9 protein-coding genes, 1 tRNA gene and 2 pseudogenes are annotated in these 16,157 nt (G+C 68.2%); 8 read left to right on the top strand and 4 right to left on the bottom strand.

Annotated elements, in window-relative coordinates; translation table 11 throughout:
* Positions 1-112 precede the first annotated feature (112 nt).
* Entirely contained in the window at positions 113-1,147 is a 1,035-nt protein-coding gene (locus QNA08_RS17135; RefSeq protein WP_283741937.1) for an extracellular solute-binding protein, read from the bottom strand.
* A gap of 185 nt (positions 1,148-1,332) precedes the next feature.
* Complete coding sequence (locus QNA08_RS17130; RefSeq protein ID WP_283741953.1) at positions 1,333-2,304, bottom strand: threonine dehydratase; 972 nt, start codon at positions 2,302-2,304, stop codon at positions 1,333-1,335.
* Positions 2,305-2,713: 409 nt separating this feature from the next.
* Between QNA08_RS17130 and QNA08_RS17125 the strand changes: the two genes are divergently transcribed.
* Positions 2,714-3,109, top strand: coding sequence for a hypothetical protein (locus QNA08_RS17125; RefSeq protein WP_283741936.1), 396 nt, complete (start codon positions 2,714-2,716; stop codon positions 3,107-3,109).
* A 108-nt stretch (positions 3,110-3,217) separates the two neighbouring features.
* Here the strand turns inward: QNA08_RS17125 and QNA08_RS17120 are convergent, their stop codons facing one another.
* Both QNA08_RS17120 and QNA08_RS17115 read right to left on the bottom strand, forming a co-directional pair.
* On the bottom strand, positions 3,218-6,349 hold the full coding sequence (locus tag QNA08_RS17120; RefSeq protein ID WP_283741935.1) for an efflux RND transporter permease subunit: 3,132 nt from the start codon (positions 6,347-6,349) through the stop codon (positions 3,218-3,220).
* Positions 6,349-7,602, bottom strand: coding sequence for an efflux RND transporter periplasmic adaptor subunit (locus tag QNA08_RS17115; RefSeq protein WP_283741934.1), 1,254 nt, complete (start codon positions 7,600-7,602; stop codon positions 6,349-6,351). The genes QNA08_RS17120 and QNA08_RS17115 overlap by 1 nt, the downstream gene beginning before the upstream one ends.
* Positions 7,603-8,586: 984 nt before the next feature.
* Between QNA08_RS17115 and QNA08_RS19075 the strand changes: the two are divergent.
* From QNA08_RS19075 to QNA08_RS17080, 7 genes and pseudogenes are all read left to right on the top strand, one after another.
* Positions 8,587-8,904, top strand: a pseudogene (locus QNA08_RS19075) (helix-turn-helix domain-containing protein); the annotation flags it as partial.
* A gap of 154 nt (positions 8,905-9,058) precedes the next feature.
* The gene (locus QNA08_RS17105) at positions 9,059-9,493 is read left to right on the top strand and encodes a GyrI-like domain-containing protein (protein WP_283741932.1); all 435 of its coding nucleotides are present in this window, start codon (positions 9,059-9,061) and stop codon (positions 9,491-9,493) included.
* Positions 9,494-9,732: 239 nt separating this feature from the next.
* The gene (locus QNA08_RS17100; RefSeq protein ID WP_283741931.1) at positions 9,733-10,083 is read left to right on the top strand and encodes a hypothetical protein; all 351 of its coding nucleotides are present in this window, start codon (positions 9,733-9,735) and stop codon (positions 10,081-10,083) included.
* Positions 10,084-10,239: 156 nt separating this feature from the next.
* A complete protein-coding gene (locus tag QNA08_RS17095) occupies positions 10,240-14,214 on the top strand; it encodes an autotransporter outer membrane beta-barrel domain-containing protein (protein WP_283741930.1) in 3,975 nt (1,324 codons plus the stop codon).
* A 240-nt stretch (positions 14,215-14,454) separates the two neighbouring features.
* Positions 14,455-15,078 carry a hypothetical protein gene (locus QNA08_RS17090; protein ID WP_283741929.1) on the top strand — a complete coding sequence of 208 codons (624 nt, stop codon included), beginning with the start codon at positions 14,455-14,457 and terminating at the stop codon, positions 15,076-15,078.
* Positions 14,973-15,314: pseudogene (locus QNA08_RS17085) on the top strand (adenylate/guanylate cyclase domain-containing protein); the annotation flags it as partial. The gene QNA08_RS17090 and the pseudogene QNA08_RS17085, both read left to right, overlap by 106 nt.
* A gap of 495 nt (positions 15,315-15,809) precedes the next feature.
* A tRNA-Gln gene (locus QNA08_RS17080) sits at positions 15,810-15,883 on the top strand.
* The last annotated feature ends 274 nt before the right edge of the window (positions 15,884-16,157 follow it).

Raw genomic sequence — 16,157 nt, 5'->3', positions numbered from 1 at the left:
TGCAGGACCATGGCGCCCCGCGCCGAAACCGGTCCGGCACGGGGCGCCGCGATATCGAAGCGTGGTGCGGACCCGATCCCTCCGAGGGGAGGTGGTCAGGCCCAGGTCGTCCTCAGTTGTCGAAGCCCACCTTGTCGGCGAGCTGGCTCGCCGCCTTGCGGTACTTGGCGATGTCGGTGAGCACGGCCGGATCGACCGTCAGATCGCCGAGGCTGTCGATGATCGGGTCGGTCTTCACGCCCTTCTTCACCGGATACTCGTAATTGGCCTTGGCGTAGAGCGCCTGGCCCTCGTCGGAGACGAGGAACTCGAGGAGCTTGAGAGCCTCGGTCTTGTGCGGCGCATTCTTGGCCACCGCCGCGCCCGAGACGTTCACGTGGGTGCCGCCCTTGGCGAAGGTGGGCAGGACCACATTGATGGCAGCGCCCCACTTTTCCTGGTCCGGGCCGCCAGCGCCGCTGCGCATCAGGCCGACATAGTAGGAGTTGCCGACGCCGATGTCGCAGATGCCACCGAGGATGTCGCGCGCCACCTCGCGGTCGCCGCCGGTAGCCTTGCGGGCGAGATTGGCCTTGACGCCCTTCAGCCACTCCTCCGCCTTCGCCTCGCCGTCCTTGGCGATGACCGTGGCGATGAGCGCCGTGTTGTAGGGATGCTGGCCGGAGCGGATGCAGACCTTGCCTTTCCACTTCGGATCGGCGAGCTCCTCGTAGGTGAAGGCCGTCAGCTTCGTGCGCTCCTTCGAGGCATAGAGCACGCGTGCGCGCAGCGACATCGCGAACCAGTTGCCCTCGGCGTCGCGCAGGTTCGCCGGAATGGCGGCCTCGAGTGCGGCCGACTTGACCGGCTGCGTCACCTTCTTGTCGACGAGATCGATCAGATTGCCGAAATCGACGACCATCAGCAGGTCGGCCGGCGAATTGGCGCCCTCGGCCGCGACGCGCTCGGCAAGCCCGTCCTTGACGAAGACGGTGTTGACCTTGACGCCGGTCTTCTCCGTGAAGGCGTCGAGCAGCGGCTTGATCAGCCCGGGCTCGCGTGTGGTGTAGAGGTTCACCTCGTTGGCGAGGGCGCTGCTCGCAAAGGCGCCGGCGGCAGCGAAGGAGGCCGCGCAGAGGAATGCGCGAGCCGTGCGGGCGATGGTCATCTCATCCTCCGTCGTCAGGGGCCAAGGCCCTGGGCGGTTGTTTCAGGACCGCATCGGCGGTCACACCCGGGGTATGCTGGCGAGGGAGCCTCGCGTCAATGAAAAAGCAAGAAATATCAATAATTTATAGAGAGTCTAAAGAGCGATCACTTTGGATCTGTTCCAGGTAATGGCGCCGCCGCCGGTCAGGCCGGCACGGGGATACCGCCGGACAGGACGGTGGCGGCCCAGCCGCGGTCGATATTACCGCCGCTCAGCACGGCACAGGCCTTCCGGCCGGAAAGGGCTCGCCGCTCCCCGGCGAGGGCGGCGAGGGCTGCCGCGCCCGCGCCTTCGGCGAGATTGTGCGTATCCTCGTGATAGGCACGGATGGCATCGGCGATCTCGTGCTCCGTGACCTCGACGATGCGGGCGGCACCCGCGGATATCATGGCGAGCGCCTGCGGATCCGGCACGCGCACGGCCATGCCGTCGGCGAAGGTCGCGGCGCGCGCCGTCGGCTCGACCGCGCCGGCCTCGACCGACAGGCGGTAGGCGTTCGCTCCTTGAGCGACGACGCCGACGATCTCCGTTCTGAGGCCGAGGAGGTCGCGCGTGCGAATGAGGCCGCAGATGCCCGAGCCGAGGCCGATGGGCGCATAGACGACGTCGAGATCGGGGTGGGCGGTGAAAAGCTCGAGCGCATAGGTGGCGACTCCGGTGACGAGGTCGCGGTGGAAGGAGGGGACGAACTCGTAGCCGCGCTCTTCGGCGAGCGCCGCAGCGCGGGGCTTCGCCTCGTCGAAATCGGCACCGTGCTCGATGAGATCCGCGCCGAAGGCGCGCATGGCCGCGTTCTTTTCGCCAGAGTTGCCGTGCGGAACGACGATGGCCACCGGCACGCCGAACCGCCGGCCGGCGAAGGCGAGACTCTGGCCGTGGTTGCCCCGTGTGGCGCTGACGACGCCGCGCACCGTCGGCCGCTCGCGCTTGAGGCGATCGAGATAGACAAGGCCGCCGCGCACCTTGAAGGCGCCGGTCGGCGTGTGGTTCTCGTGCTTGACGACGACGTCGACGCCGAAGCGCTCCCTGAGGAGCGGCCAGGCATACTGCGGGGTCGGCGGCATGACGCGGTGAACCACCTCGGTAGCCCGGTCGAGGTCGTCGCGGTCAAACATCTGCATCGGTCCTTCTGTCGGCGTCGGCGGCGGCCGGGATGGTTCTTTTGACCGAGAGGGCGGGCGGCGGCAAGGCCGCGCGAGGTGCTCCCGCCGCAGGCAGGGCGCCGGCTGTGTCGAACGGGCCGCAACGACACGTGCCGGGACCCGCAGCTCGCGCTCCAAGGCCGGGCGAACCACCGAGCTGTGAAGGGCGCAGGTCTTGCCGCAGCATCCGTTTCGCGCTCGGATCTCAGTCACCGGTGCGGCGTTGAGAGGAGGAGAAGGGCTCCCTATTTCTGGGGGAGGACTTGGGTTTCTTGGCAAAGACTCGGTCTGCCGCGCGCCCTTGCGATCGATCAAGGGCCGCACCGCCCGTTGTCGGTATTTCAGGAAGCGCTCGGTTGGTCCGGTGAGGGAGAAGACGGCCATGACGTTGCCGCAGGGCTTCAAGCGCATCATGCTCAATCTCGCGCGCTCGAAGGAATATCCGGAGGGTTCCGCGCGCCACGGCTATGAGATCCTGGCGCCCCTGGACGCCGAGGGGCATCTCGATGTGGAGGCGTGGAAGGCCCATCGCGACGCTTGTCGGGTGAAGCGCTTCTGGGCGGGCGAGAAGACCGAGATTGGGCACCTCGTGCACCGGCCGGGTGGTCGAGGCGGCTCGACGTGGATCTTCGATTACGATTCCGCCGCGCTCGATGACGACGAGGCAGGCTACCGCCTCGGCGCCCACGTTTTCGCGCCCGGCGAATATGTCTCCGTCCGCGACGAGGACGGCGACATGCACACCTTCAAGGTCGTCTCCGTCGACGCGGCGGCGTGAGGGAGCCCGGCCGCCCATCGAGCCCGAGGATCGAGCAAGGCTCACTCGAACAAGAGCAGCGACCGGCGGGTGCGCGCGGCGCGCGCCCGCTCATTGCCGTCTGGCTGCCTACCTGTCCGGCTGCAGCGCCGTGCCGGCCGGCGCGAGCCCGCCGCCGGCCACCTGCGCCACCTCCCGCCGCCGTCCGGCAAAGCGGGAGTCGACCTTGTCGAGATAGAAGTAGACGATCGGCGTGATGTAGAGGGTCAGGAGCTGCGACACGACGAGGCCGCCGACGACGGCGATGCCGAGCGGCTGGCGCAGCTCCGAGCCGGCCCCGTGTCCGAGCGCGATCGGCAGGACGCCGAAGATCGCCGCGAAGGTCGTCATCATGATGGGCCGGAAGCGCACCAGGGCGGCCTCCCGGACGGCCGTCAGCGCGTCGGCCCCGTGGTGCCGGCGCTCGATGGCGAAGTCCACCATCATGATGGCGTTCTTCTTGACGATGCCGACGAGCATCAGGATGCCGATGATGGCGATGACCGACAGGTCCATCCCGAAATACATGAGCGCGAGAAGCGCGCCGAGGCCGGCCGAGGGGAGCCCCGAGAGGATCGTGATCGGGTGGATGAAGCTCTCGTAGAGCACGCCGAGCACAATGTAGATCACCAGGATGGCGGCGAGGATGAGAAGGCCCTGGCCCCGCAATGCATCGGCGAAGAGCTGCGCCGAGCCCGCGAAGCTCGTGGCGATCGACGCCGGCAGGCCGATCTCTCCCTCCGCAGCGCGGATCGCGTCGACGGCCTGGCCGATGGAGATGCCCGGCGCCGTGTTGAACGAGATCGTCACCGCCGGCTGCTGGGCGATGCGGTTCACCGCGAGCGGACCGACGCTCGGCTTGATGGTGGCGATGGTTGCCATCGGCACGTTCTGGCCGTTGGCCGCACGCAGGAGCAGACGCGACAGCACGCCCGGGTCGGCCTGATAGTTCTTATCGGCCTGCATGATGACCTGGTAGTCGTTCGACGGCGTGTAGATCGTTGCGATCTGCCGCGCGCCGAAGGCGTTGTAGAGCGTCTGCCGGATCTGGTCCGTGGTGATGCCGAGGCTGGCGGCGCGCTCGCGGTCGATGTCGAGCGACACCTGGGGGTTCCTGAGCTGCAGGTCGATGACGACGTCGCGCAGCTCCGGCAGCTGCGCCAGGCGGTCGCGCAGGCGCGGCGCATAGGCGTAGAGCGCGGCGAGATCGGGACCCTGCAGCGAATATTGATACTGCGCGCGCGATGATCGCCCGGCGTTCAGGTTGATGTTCTGCACCGGCTGGAACACGGCGGTGATGCCCGGCACAGTCGCCGTGGCGCGCCGCAGGCGCGCGATGACATCGGCCGCGGGAGCGCGCTCGTCCTTCGGCTTCAGCGCGATGAACATGAAGCCCTGGTTGGTCGCGTTGAAGCCGCCGATGTTGCTCGTCAGATAGTCGACGGCGGGGTCGGCGCGCACGATCTCGGCGATGCGCTCCTGCCGCGCCGCCATGGCGGCGAAGGACGTGTCGGCTGGCCCTTCCGTTGCAGCGCGCAGGAGACCCGTGTCCTCGATGGGGAAGAAGCCCTTCGGCACGACGACATAGAGATAGACGGTCGCGCCGAGGGTGGCGATCGTGAAGAGGAGCACGAGGAGCCGGACCTTCAGCACCTGGTCGAGTGTCCAGCGATAGGCGCCGAGCATGGCCTCGAAGCTGCTGTCCACCAGGCGCTCGAAGAGGTTCGGCCGCCTGTGGCCGTTGTGCGGCCGCAGGAAGCGGGCGCACAGCATCGGCGTCAGCGTCAGGGACACGAAGCCCGAGACGAGGATCGCCGCCGAGATCGTGCCTGCGAACTCGCGGAACACCTTGCCGACCACGCCGCCCATGAAGAACACGGGGATGAAGACGGCGACGAGCGAGAGCGTGATCGAGATGATGGTGAAGCCGATCTCGCGCGAGCCGTCGAGAGCCGCCTGGAAGGGCTTCTTCCCCATCTCGACGTGGCGCACGATGTTCTCGAGCATCACGATGGCGTCGTCGACGACGAAGCCGACGGCGAGCGTAAGCGACAGGAGCGAGATGTTGTCGAGCGAATAGCCCAGCGCATACATCCCGGCGAAGGTGCCTATGAGCGAGATCGGCAGGGCGAGCGAGGGGATGAAGGTCGCCGACAGGCTCTTGAGGAAGAGGAAGATCACCATCACGACGAGCGCGATGGCGAGCATGAGCGAGAATTCGACGTCGAAGACCGCCTCGCGCACCGGCTTCGAGCGGTCGTTGATGACGTGCAGGCTCACCGCCGGGGGCAGTTGCGCGCGGTAGGAGTCGAGCTTGGCGCGAATGCGGTCGACCACCTCGACGGTATTCGCGTCGGATTGCCGGAAGACGGCGAGTGCGAGCGAGCGCTGTCCGTTGTACCAGCTCGCCGTCTGGTCGTTCTCGACCGAGTCCTTGATCGTGGCGACGTCTTCGAGGCGGATCGGGATGCCGTTGCGCGTCGTGATGATCAGGTTGCCGTACTCGGCCGCGTTGCGGAGCTGGCCGGTGGCGTCGAGGGTCAGCTGCTGGCGCTCGCCGCGCAGGGTGCCGACAGGCGCGTTCGAGTTCGTGGCCTGCACGGCGCTGCGCACGTCGTCGAGTCTGAGGCCGCGCGCCGAGACGGCGTCGGGGTCGATGTAGACGCGCACCGCATATTTCTGCGCCCCGAAGATCGTCACCTGCGCGACGCCGGGAATCTGCGAGATCTGCTGCTGCAGGATGGTTTCGGCGTAGTCGTTGACCGTGGAAAGGGGCAGCGTGGCCGAGGTCAGCACGAGGAAGAGCACGGGCTGATCGGCCGGGTTGACCTTGCGGAACGAGGGGGCGGTCGGCATTTCCACCGGCAGGCGGCGCAGCGCCGCGCTGATGGCCGACTGCACGTCGAGGGCGGCCCCGTCGATGTTGCGGTCGAGGTCGAACTGCAGGGTGATGGAGGTCGAGCCCTGCTGGGAGACCGACGACATCGAGGTCACGCCCGAGATCGTCGAGAATTGGCGCTCGAGCGGCGCGGCGACGGACGAGGCCATCGTCTCCGGGCTCGCGCCGGGGAGCTGGGCGCTGACGTTGATGGTCGGGAAGTCGACACGCGGCAGGGCCGCGACCGGCAGGTGCCGGAAGGCGAAGAGGCCGAAGATGATGAACGACAGCATCAGGAGCGTCGTCATCACCGGCCGACGGATGCAGAGCTCCGGCAGGTTCATCAGCTTGCGCTCCCTCGCCTGGAGATGCTGCCGCCCTCGGGTTGCGCCGGCTGCGGGACGCCCGGGGCCGGGGCCGCCGGCGCGCTGCGCGGCGCGACCCGTGCGCCGTCGGTGAGCAGGAGGTGGCCGTCGGTGACGACCGTCTCGTCGCCCCTGAGCCCTGTCGCGATCACCGCTTCCCCATCCACGGTGCGGTCGACGCTGACCGGATTGACCCGGGCGCTGCCGTTCTCGACGACGAAGACGAAATCACCGGTCTGGCTCGTCTGCACGGCCTCGCGCGGCACCGCCACGGCATCCGGCTCCATGCGCAGGGTCAGCCGCACGTTGCACAGCGTGCCCGGCCACAGGAACTCGTCGGCGTTCTCGAAGATGCCGCGCACGGTGATCGTGCCGGTGGTGGCGTCGACCGTATTGTCGATGAAGGCGATCTTGCCCTCGGCGCCCTTGCCGTAGCCCTGCGGTGTGGCCAGCACGCTCGCCGTACCCGCCTGCATCGCTTCGCGGATCTCGGGCAGTCGGCGCTGGGTGAGCGCGAAGGCGACGTAGATCGGCGAGGTCTGGTTGATGACGGCGAGGGGCGTCGCGGCCTCTCCCGTCTTGGCGACATTGCCGACCTTGAGGCCGGCCGCGCCAACGCGCCCTGAGATCGGCGCCGTCACCGTATAGTAGCTGCCCTGCACCTTGAGGTTCTCGACGGCCGCTTCCCCGGCGGCCACGGCTGCCTCGAGGGTCGCCACCTGCGTGCGCGCCGTGTCGAGCTTCTGCTCTGAGGCGAAGTCGCGCTTGGCGAGCGTTTCCTGCCGCTTGAGATCGCTTGCGGCATAGGTGAGGGAGGCGCGGTCGCGGGCAAGATTGGCTTCCGCCTGCTTGATCTGGGCCTCGATCTGCCGTGCGTCGAGCTTGAACAGGACGTCGCCCGCCCTGACGAAGGCGCCGTCCTCGAACAGCACTTCGGTGATCTGGCTGTCGACGCGCGAACGCAGGGTGACGCTCGCCACCGTCTGCACGATGCCGATCGAATCGATTCGCACCGGCATCGCCTTGCGCTGCGCCTTGCCAACGGCGACCGACACGGGCGCCCGGGCGCCCGGCTCGCTGGGGCCGCGGATGGGCTCCTGAGCCTTGGCGCCGGCCGGCCCGCTCCCGTTCCGGTTTCCGCTGTCGGATGTCTGCGCTGAGACCAGTGCGACGCAGGCCACGCCGGAGAGGGCGGCGGCCAGAACGAAAGCTGCCGGTCGGAGTCTGATCATGCACGAAGTCCTGTTCGCCGACGAGGCGGGCGCATTGGCCGGCGCCATCGCAGGGTCGTTCCGTTACACTTCTATCTTGTAGTGGCCCTTCAGCACAGAGGTCCAAGTTCCCATCATCATTACATTTCCGTAATGAGACTCGCTTCTACGCATTTCATGCCGACGACGCGGCAACGCCAGGGTGGATACAGCTTGGCGGGCATCACGCTTGCGCGAGCGGCGGCGCGGGAGTGTTTCGAGGCAACTGATGATCGGCCTGCCTTTTCGTCGCCCCAATGTAGCCTGGAGGAATTCTAGATCGATACTGGTATTATCCTTCCGGTTGTGGAAATCGCGCAAAGAATTGCTGGACAATGACGCGAATCTGGTGTGGCATTCGGGATGCGGCATGCATTCTGCTGGCCGTGGCGGCCCCGTCCGGTTCTCCCGCGTTGATCGCCATCCCGTGCTAGTGCCGGGCGGGGCTCCCTCAATCGAGGGATCGGCGGCGACTCTCTCGCCAGAACGGTGACTCGAGAGGGTCGTGGCGGGTTGCTGCATGTGATCGCGCTCGCGATGTGGATTGGCGCATGCGGGCCCGCTCGAGCGGCCAGGCGATCGTGCTCATCTCATTCCTGCACGCGGCTCTCTGCCGGGCGATCGCCAAACCTGTGCGGGTCGTCTTGGCAACGCCTTCTGTTCCCTGAAGCGGGGCCGTGTGCAGCTCGGCTGGTTCATGCCGCCGTCATTGGAGATCTCCTGCGCCCGCGCCAGGCGGCTCGCCACAAAGGCACCGCGGTTGCCATCACGGATTTCCCGAAACGCGGGCGGCGGACGGTCGAGTTCCGCGCATTGAGGAATTCGATAACCCTTCACGCCGACACTGGGTGCGCGGCTACGTCCCGCCGGCCGAGATGCGGAGGGGCGCGATGGGCCGAGGGACGAGCCTGACCCGAAGGCCGTCCGCGCCATCGGGCCAACTCCAGTCAGGTTGATACCCGGCCGATGCAGGATGCAATTTTCTACAAGCAGGTTCTGGTGAATCCGCGAGATCGACTGGCGTCGCCAGCCGCCTCCGACGCCCAGCCCGATTCCCCGGTGCGGCGCGTGCTCGATCTCGTCGAGAAGGATCTGGTGGCGCCCTGGGGGCTGAACGATCTGGCAGAGTCGGTCGGGCTCAGCCCGTTCCAGCTTCATCGGCGTTTCCGGCGTGCAATGGGCGAGACCGTCGGCGACTACGTCCGGCGGGCGCGGCTCGGCTTTGCGATGACGCTGCTCGGCCGCAGCGACATGCCGATCATCGATATTGCCCTGGAGACCGGTTACGGCAGCCAGGCGGCCTTCACCCGCGCCTTCGTCAGGCAGTTCGGCCTGCCCCCCCGACCGGGCGCGGAATCTCGTCGTGCCGAGCCTGCCGGTCCCCACCGTCGAGCACCGGCATCGGGCACGGGCGACGAGGCCCGAGAGGCTGACGGGTGTGCCGCTGGTCGCCATGCGCTTCCACGGGGCCTATCCGCGTGTTCCCGGGCACTGGCAACGCTTTGCGTCCCAGCTTCGGGACCTGGGCTTCGACCTGTCGGCGGCGCAGGCCGTCGGCATCCTCTATGACGATCCGGCCTTCACTCCGGAACATCGGATCCGATACGACTGCTGCGTCGTCGATCCCGGCTTTCCCGCGCATCGCCTGCGCGGTGCCCTGCGCCACGAAATCATGCGGCCGGGCGAGTATGCGCAACTCGACGTCGCCGGTGCCTATCCCGTGGTGGCGGAGGGCATGTTCAGCATCGCCAGCCTGTGGCTGCCGCAGGCGCGCAGGACCCCGGCGGCGAGCCCCGCCTACGAGATACACCGGCGCCCTCCGTGGAACGATCAGGGCCTCTTCGAGGTGACGGTGCTGATGGCGCTCCGCTGACGAGACGGGGCCGCAATATCGATCAAACGCGGCCGTGCACAGTCTGGTACCCCGGGGTGAGGCCGGGGCCGGGCTGCTGTCTCGCACGAGGATGCGGGCGGTGCGGGTCCCCGGGCGAACCACCGACCGGAGACCGAGACTTGCAGGCGCATCAGACGCTTCCGCCGAGTTTTCCCCTTCGCGGATCTGTGTGCAGGTGTCGGGGAACAGTACGACATTCGAAACATCTGCGCCGCCTGATGCAGGGCACGAGCGCGCTCGCGGCCGGCTCGCTGTCCCTCGTGTCTCTCCCGCTGCCAGTCTCGCTGCTGGTCGGGGCGGTTCCGCAGGCCGCATTCGCCCAGAGCCTGTGGCAGGGGGGGAGCGACGACTATGATTCGCCAGCGAACTGGAGCAGCGGCATTCCCGAGGGGGCGGGCGCCGAGGCCCGGTTCGGCGCGGCCGGCGTCAAGACGGTCAATGTTCTTCAGGGCCATATTCTCGGCAGGATGACCTTTCTGCCGGGAGCGGCGCCGTACACGCTCAACATCGGCAACTCAAGCATTGTCAATGTTTACGATGGCATCAGCAACAACAGCGGGGTCGAGTAGACGCTTTCGGTCGCACATAAAGCGGGGCTGTACCTCTATTCCGCTGCGGCCATCGGAGCCGTAACCGTCAACATCACCCCCTGGGGCTATCTTCTGTTCCGGGACAATTCGTCAGGTCCGGGCAGTCGCATCATTTCCAACGGCTGGACCGGGCTGATGACGAATTCGGGCGCAGTCGAGATCGGCTCGCTCGAGGGCACGGGCCTCGTCGACGCAATCGGTGCTTCCGTTGCGCAGAGCCTTACGGTCGGCGGCTTGGACACCGACACCACATTCTCCGGGCCTGTTCGCGACGGCGGCGGTCATTCTCTCGGTCTGATCAAGGTCGGCACCGGGGCATTGACGCTATCAGGCAACAATACCTACTCTGGCGGCACGACGATCACCGCCGGCACCTTGCAGATCGGCGCCGGCGGCACGAGCGGCTCGATCTTGGGGAACGTCGTCAACAACGGCTCGCTCGTCTTCAACCGTTCGGATGATTTTGGCTACAGCGGCGCCATCTCCGGCACTGGATCGGTGACGAAGGAGGGGGCCGGCGTTCTCACGTTCACAGGTGACCTCTCTCCGACCCTTTCAGGCTTGACGCTCAAGGCGGGCGTCTTCGAAGCGATCAATGCTTCAGCGCCGCGCACCAACCTGAGGTTCGACGGAGGCACGCTCCGGTACAGATCGGGCGGAGTGACGACGGGCTTCTCCTACTTCTCCCCGGTCGGCATCACTGTCGCCGATGCAGGCGGCACGATCGAACTCAACGGTATGGATGTCGGCTCGAACTGGAACATTTCCGGCCCGGGCGCCTTGCACGTCAGGGCGGGCAGCAACCAGCTGAGCATCGGCGGGACCGACGTCCGCACAGGCGCCACCATTGTCGAAACCGGCACGCTCGCCGCGCGTGCCGGGAACAGCTTCAGCGCCGCATCGGCCTATGAGGTCATGGCCGGGGCCCACCTCAGTCTCGCCGGCATGTGGAGCATCGGACCGAGCGATCAGCGGATCGGCTCGCTGTCCGGTGCGGGCACGGTCGATCTCCTCTCCGCCACCCTGACGACGGGCAATGACAATCGGGACACGACCTTCTCCGGCGTCATCCAGGGAAATTCCGGTCGGCTGATCAAGACCGGCACCGGCACCTTCACGCTGACGGGCATCAGCACCTATACCGGCCCGACGGCGGTGACGGGCGGCAGGCTTGTGGTCAACGGCTCGATCGCGGGTTCGAGCCTGACGACGGTCGGGGCCGGCGCGACGCTTGCGGGGTCCGGCACGGTGGGCGGAGCGGTGACGGTGCAGTCCGGCGGCACGCTGTCGGCCGGTGCCAGCCCCGGGACGTTGACCGTCGGGGCGCTGACGCTCGACGCCGGCTCGACCTCGCTGTTCGAGCTGAATGCGCCGGGGCGTGTCGGCGGCGGCGCGACAGGCAACGATCTCGTCAACGTCATCGGCAACCTGACGCTCGGCGGAATGCTCGACGTCCGGGTCGCGGCGGCGGGCTACTACCGTCTGTTCAGCTACGGCGGCGCGCTGGCCGGGGCTTTCGACGCATGGCGGTCGACGTCCCTCAGCCCGGGCTTCAGCGTCGTGACCATGCAGGTGCAGGCCGCAATCCCCGGGCAGGTGACCCTGTCGGTTGTCGGCACGGGCCAGACCCTTCACTTCTGGGACGGCGGTGACGCGACCGGCGACGGCAAGGTCGGCGGCGGCGCCGGGACGTGGAGCGCCGCCGGCGCCAATTGGACAGGTCGGTCGGGGCAGGCCGAGGTCAACGGCTCCTGGGGCGGTTCGGTCGGCGTCTTCGCCGGGCCGGCCGGCGGCGCGGTGACCGTCGCCGGGACGCAGCGCTTCGACACCCTGCAGTTCGCGACGAATGGTTATGTGCTCGGTGGCGGCACGCTCGCCCTCGCACCGGCCAGCGGCGCGGCCGCAACCCTCAGTGTCGACGCGGGGGTCATGGCGACCATTGCCTCGACGATCACCGACGGCAGCGTCTCGTCCCTGCTGAAGGTCGGCGGCGGTGAACTCGTCCTGCAGGGCGCCAACGCCTATACCGGCGGCACGACGGTCGCCGGCGGCAGGCTGTCGGTTGCCTCGGATGCCAATCTCGGGGCGGCGGGGCGCCTGACCCTCGACGGCGGCGAGCTGCGCACGACGGCGGGTTTTGCGATGGCGCGCGACGTCACGCTCGGTCCGGCCTCCGGTGTGTTCTCAACGGACACCGGCACGGGGCTGACGGTGAACGGCGTGGTCGCGGGGGGCGGCGCTCTCGTCAAGGAGGGGGCGGGGACGCTGACGCTCACGAATGCGGGCAACAGCTATGCCGGCGGCAACGTCGTGCGGGCGGGGACGCTCGCGGGCAACGCGGCGACGATCCGCGGCGACATCCTGAACAACGGCGCGGTGGTGTTCGCCGACAGCGGCCCCAGCGCCTTTGGCGGCCACATCTCGGGCTCGGGCAGCCTGACCATGGCCGGCACCGGCACGCTGGCTCTGACGGGCGCCAGCACCTATACCGGCCCGACGGCGGTGACGGGCGGCAGGCTCGTGGTGAACGGCTCGATCGCGGGTTCGAGCCTGACGACGGTCGGGGCCGGCGCGACGCTTGCCGGAGCCGGCACGGTGGGCGCGACGGTCGTGGCCGCGGGCGGCACCCTGTCGCCGGGCAATTCCATCGGCACGCTGACCGTCGCCGGGGACCTGACCGTCGCGAGCGGCGCGCGCTATGCGGTCGAGGTCGACCCGGCCGGAACGGCGAGTGACCGGGTGGTGGTGTCGGGCGCCGCCACCCTCTCGGGCGGCACCGTGGCTCACGTCGGCTATGCCGGCCACTACAGGCCGTCGTCCACCTATCGCATCCTCACCGCCGGCACCGGCCTCACCGGCGCCTTCGCCGGGGCGACCTCTGACTTCGCCTTCCTGACACCTTCGCTTATCTACGACTACGGCACCTTCACCGTCGACCTGCGGCTCGTCCGCAACGACATCGGTTTCGCCGGGTTGGCTGCGAGCCGCAACCAGTTCGCGGCGGCGGGCGGCGTCGCAAGCCTCGCGATGGGCCATGCGCTCCACGATGCCGTCGTGACCCTGCCCGACGCGCCGGCCGTGATCCGCGCGAGCTTCGACCGCGTCTCGGGCGAGATCCACGCCTCGGCCAGGACGGCGCTGATCGAGGACAGCCGTTTTGTGCGCCAGGCGGTGAGCGACCGCCTGCGCGGGGCCTTCGCCGGCGTCGGCGCTCCGGCGATGCCCGTCATGGCCTATGCACCGGGCGGGCCGGTGGCGGTGCCGGCGACGAGCAGCGGCCCCGTGCTGTGGGGCCAGGGCTTCGGCGCGTGGGGCCATACGGACAGCGACGGCAATGCGGCCAAGCTCGACCGCTCCGGAGGCGGCTTCCTGCTCGGCGGCGATGTGGCGATCGCCGGCAACGTCCGGCTCGGCGTCGTGGGCGGCTACAGCCGCTCCTCCTTCAGCGCCGGTGGCCGGGCTTCGTCCGGCTCGGCCGACAGCTACCATCTTGGCGCCTACGGCGGCGGGGCGTGGGGCCTGGGGGCGGGGCAGGTTGCCCTGCGCGCCGGGCTCGCCCATGCCTGGCACGACATCGACACGGGCCGCTCGGTCGGCATCGGCAGCTTCACGGACAGCCCGACGGCGGACTACGACGCGGGCACGCTGCAGGTCTTCGGCGAGGCCGGCTACCGCTTCGACGTCGGGGCCGCCGCGCTCGAGCCCTTCGCCGGGCTCGCCTATGTCGGGCTTTCCACGGACGGCTTCCGGGAGGCGGGTGGGGCGGCAGCGCTGATCGGCGCGGGCTCCGAGACCGACACCGCCTTCACGACGCTCGGTCTGCGGGCCTCCGGCGCAGTCGCGCTGGGCGGCACGACCGCCACCCTGTCGGGCATGCTCGGCTGGTGGCACGCCTTCGGCGAGGTGACGCCGGTTGCTAGCAATGCCTTCCCCGGCAGCGTGCCCTTCGCGGTGGCCGGCGCGCCGATCGCGCGCAACGCCGCAGTGGTTGAAGGGGGCCTCGGCCTCGTCCTCTCCGACGCCGCGCGCCTCATCCTTGCCTATCAGGGACAGCTCGCCGACACCGCCCGCGATCACGGTTTCCGTGCGGGGCTCAGCGCCAGCTTCTAGCTGAGCCGGGTTTATCCGGTGACGAGGGCAGCCGATGAAATGGATCGCAGCCGAACGACCGGTGGTACCGACGCCGTGCCATGCACTCCTGGCGGGCGGCTCGGGCGGTGGAGCGAACGCCCCCGGCCACGTGCCGCCTGTGCACTACGTGAGGTGGAGAAGGGCGCAAGGCGGACCGTCCGTGCGCCTCGCCAGCCGATCCGGATTCCGGAAAGGCCGATCCGGCTCCAGGATGTTTTCATGGCGAGTCTTGAAAGCTGGATCACCGACCAGGGGCTCACCGGATCCGACCTGTCGGCGTTGTTCTCCGGGGTCATGGAGCGACTGCTTCCCGAAGGACTTCCCGTGGCGAGAGCATTCCTCGCCTTGCCGACAGTCAATCCGACGATTCGCGTCGTCAGCCATATCTGGACCCGTTCGAGAGGCATGCTGGTCGACGCCGTTCCGCATGACCGCCATCTCAACGCCTTCGAGGCGAGCCCTCTGGGGTACATGCTGCGAAAAAGGCTGACGAAATGCCATTGGCATCTCGACGAGCCTGGCATCCAGCGCTTCGCGGTGTTCGACGAGGTCGAACGTGAGGGCGGGACAGACTATCTCGCCCGCCTGGTCGGCTTCGACAACCAGAATGCGCCCGCCCTGCGCGGTGTCGGAATCGTGTTCTCGAGTGATCGCCCCGGCGGTTTCCTGGCCGGCGAGATCGAGCGGATCGATGCGCTTCTGCCGCATCCGCGCTCCTCCGCAACGACGCCGTCAATCAACTTCACCCGGACGCGCAGCCGCTGGAGCTCGACGTGGCGCTCCACTATGGCGAGGTGTTCTACGGCAACATCGGCACCGCGAGCCGTCTCGACTTCACCGTGATCGGGCCGGCCGTCAACGAGGCGAGCCGCATGGAGGCGCTGTGCAGCACGCTCGGCTGCTGCCTGCTCATGTCCAGCCGTGTCGCGGCGGCGAGCCCTGTTCCGGTGCGATCGCTCGGCCGCCATACGCTCCGCGGTGTGGCGGAAGCGCGGGAGCTGTTCACGCTGGAGCAGGACTGGATCGAGAGGCGCGCCGTTGCCGGCGACGGGCGACGGCCAACCGCGCTGGGCGTTTGAATCGAGGGCCGTGCCCCTCATTCTGCGCACCTTCGTAGGCGGTCCGACGTCGGCTTCCGGTCCGCGTGGGGAAGTGGGGACGAGCGCCTTGGGCACAGAGCGGCCCGGGGTTGCGAGCGGGGCGATCGATGCGGCTCGCCGCGGCGCCGATGGCCCCCCGGCCGGCCCTTGCTGGCGAGCACCCGGCGGAATCTCTCTCCCCCCGTCCACGACCGCGAGCCGCCGCAGCCGATGGCCCAACGTGGACGGGCAGGGGCGTTCGGGGCTCGGTTTCTCCATGCGCGCTCATGGTCCTGGTTTGTCCTTGAACCAACGACATGCGCCCGCCGACCGGCGGGCAACGGCTGATCGATGATCCACAGGAAGGCCGGACCAAGCGCTTGACGGGGAATAGAAAGGGACCTATCAGAGCCGCGCACCAGCCGCTGGTCTCCAGAGCCCGGGCGTGATCCTGTGAAACATTCAGGAAAACGCCAATGACACCGGCAGCTTAGGTGGGGGATAGTTTAACGGTAGAACAGCGGACTCTGACTCCGTTAGTCTAGGTTCGAATCCTAGTCCCCCAGCCAATTGAAATTTCACGGCAATTCGCCCTGATGCAGAACGGCCAGCAAGGCCGTTTTACACGTCTTTTGCAAGCTTTGTTCCTGATTTGGCCTGTCGGGCGGCCCTCTCCATCTTCTTCGCGGCGCGCTCGGCCAGCGAGATATCGCGGCTCAGATAATGCGCGTCGAGTATCTCCTGCACGTCTTTCAGGCTGTGCCCGGTGATGGTCGCGACGGCACGATCGCCGGACAGGGGCGTCGGACCGGTGAGGAGGCCGGAGGATGTCCCTGTTCATGG

It is taken from the genome of Chelatococcus albus (genome assembly GCF_030067675.1).
GTDB lineage: Bacteria > Pseudomonadota > Alphaproteobacteria > Rhizobiales > Beijerinckiaceae > Chelatococcus_A > Chelatococcus_A albus.
This window is presented reverse-complemented; position numbering and strand designations above follow the sequence as displayed.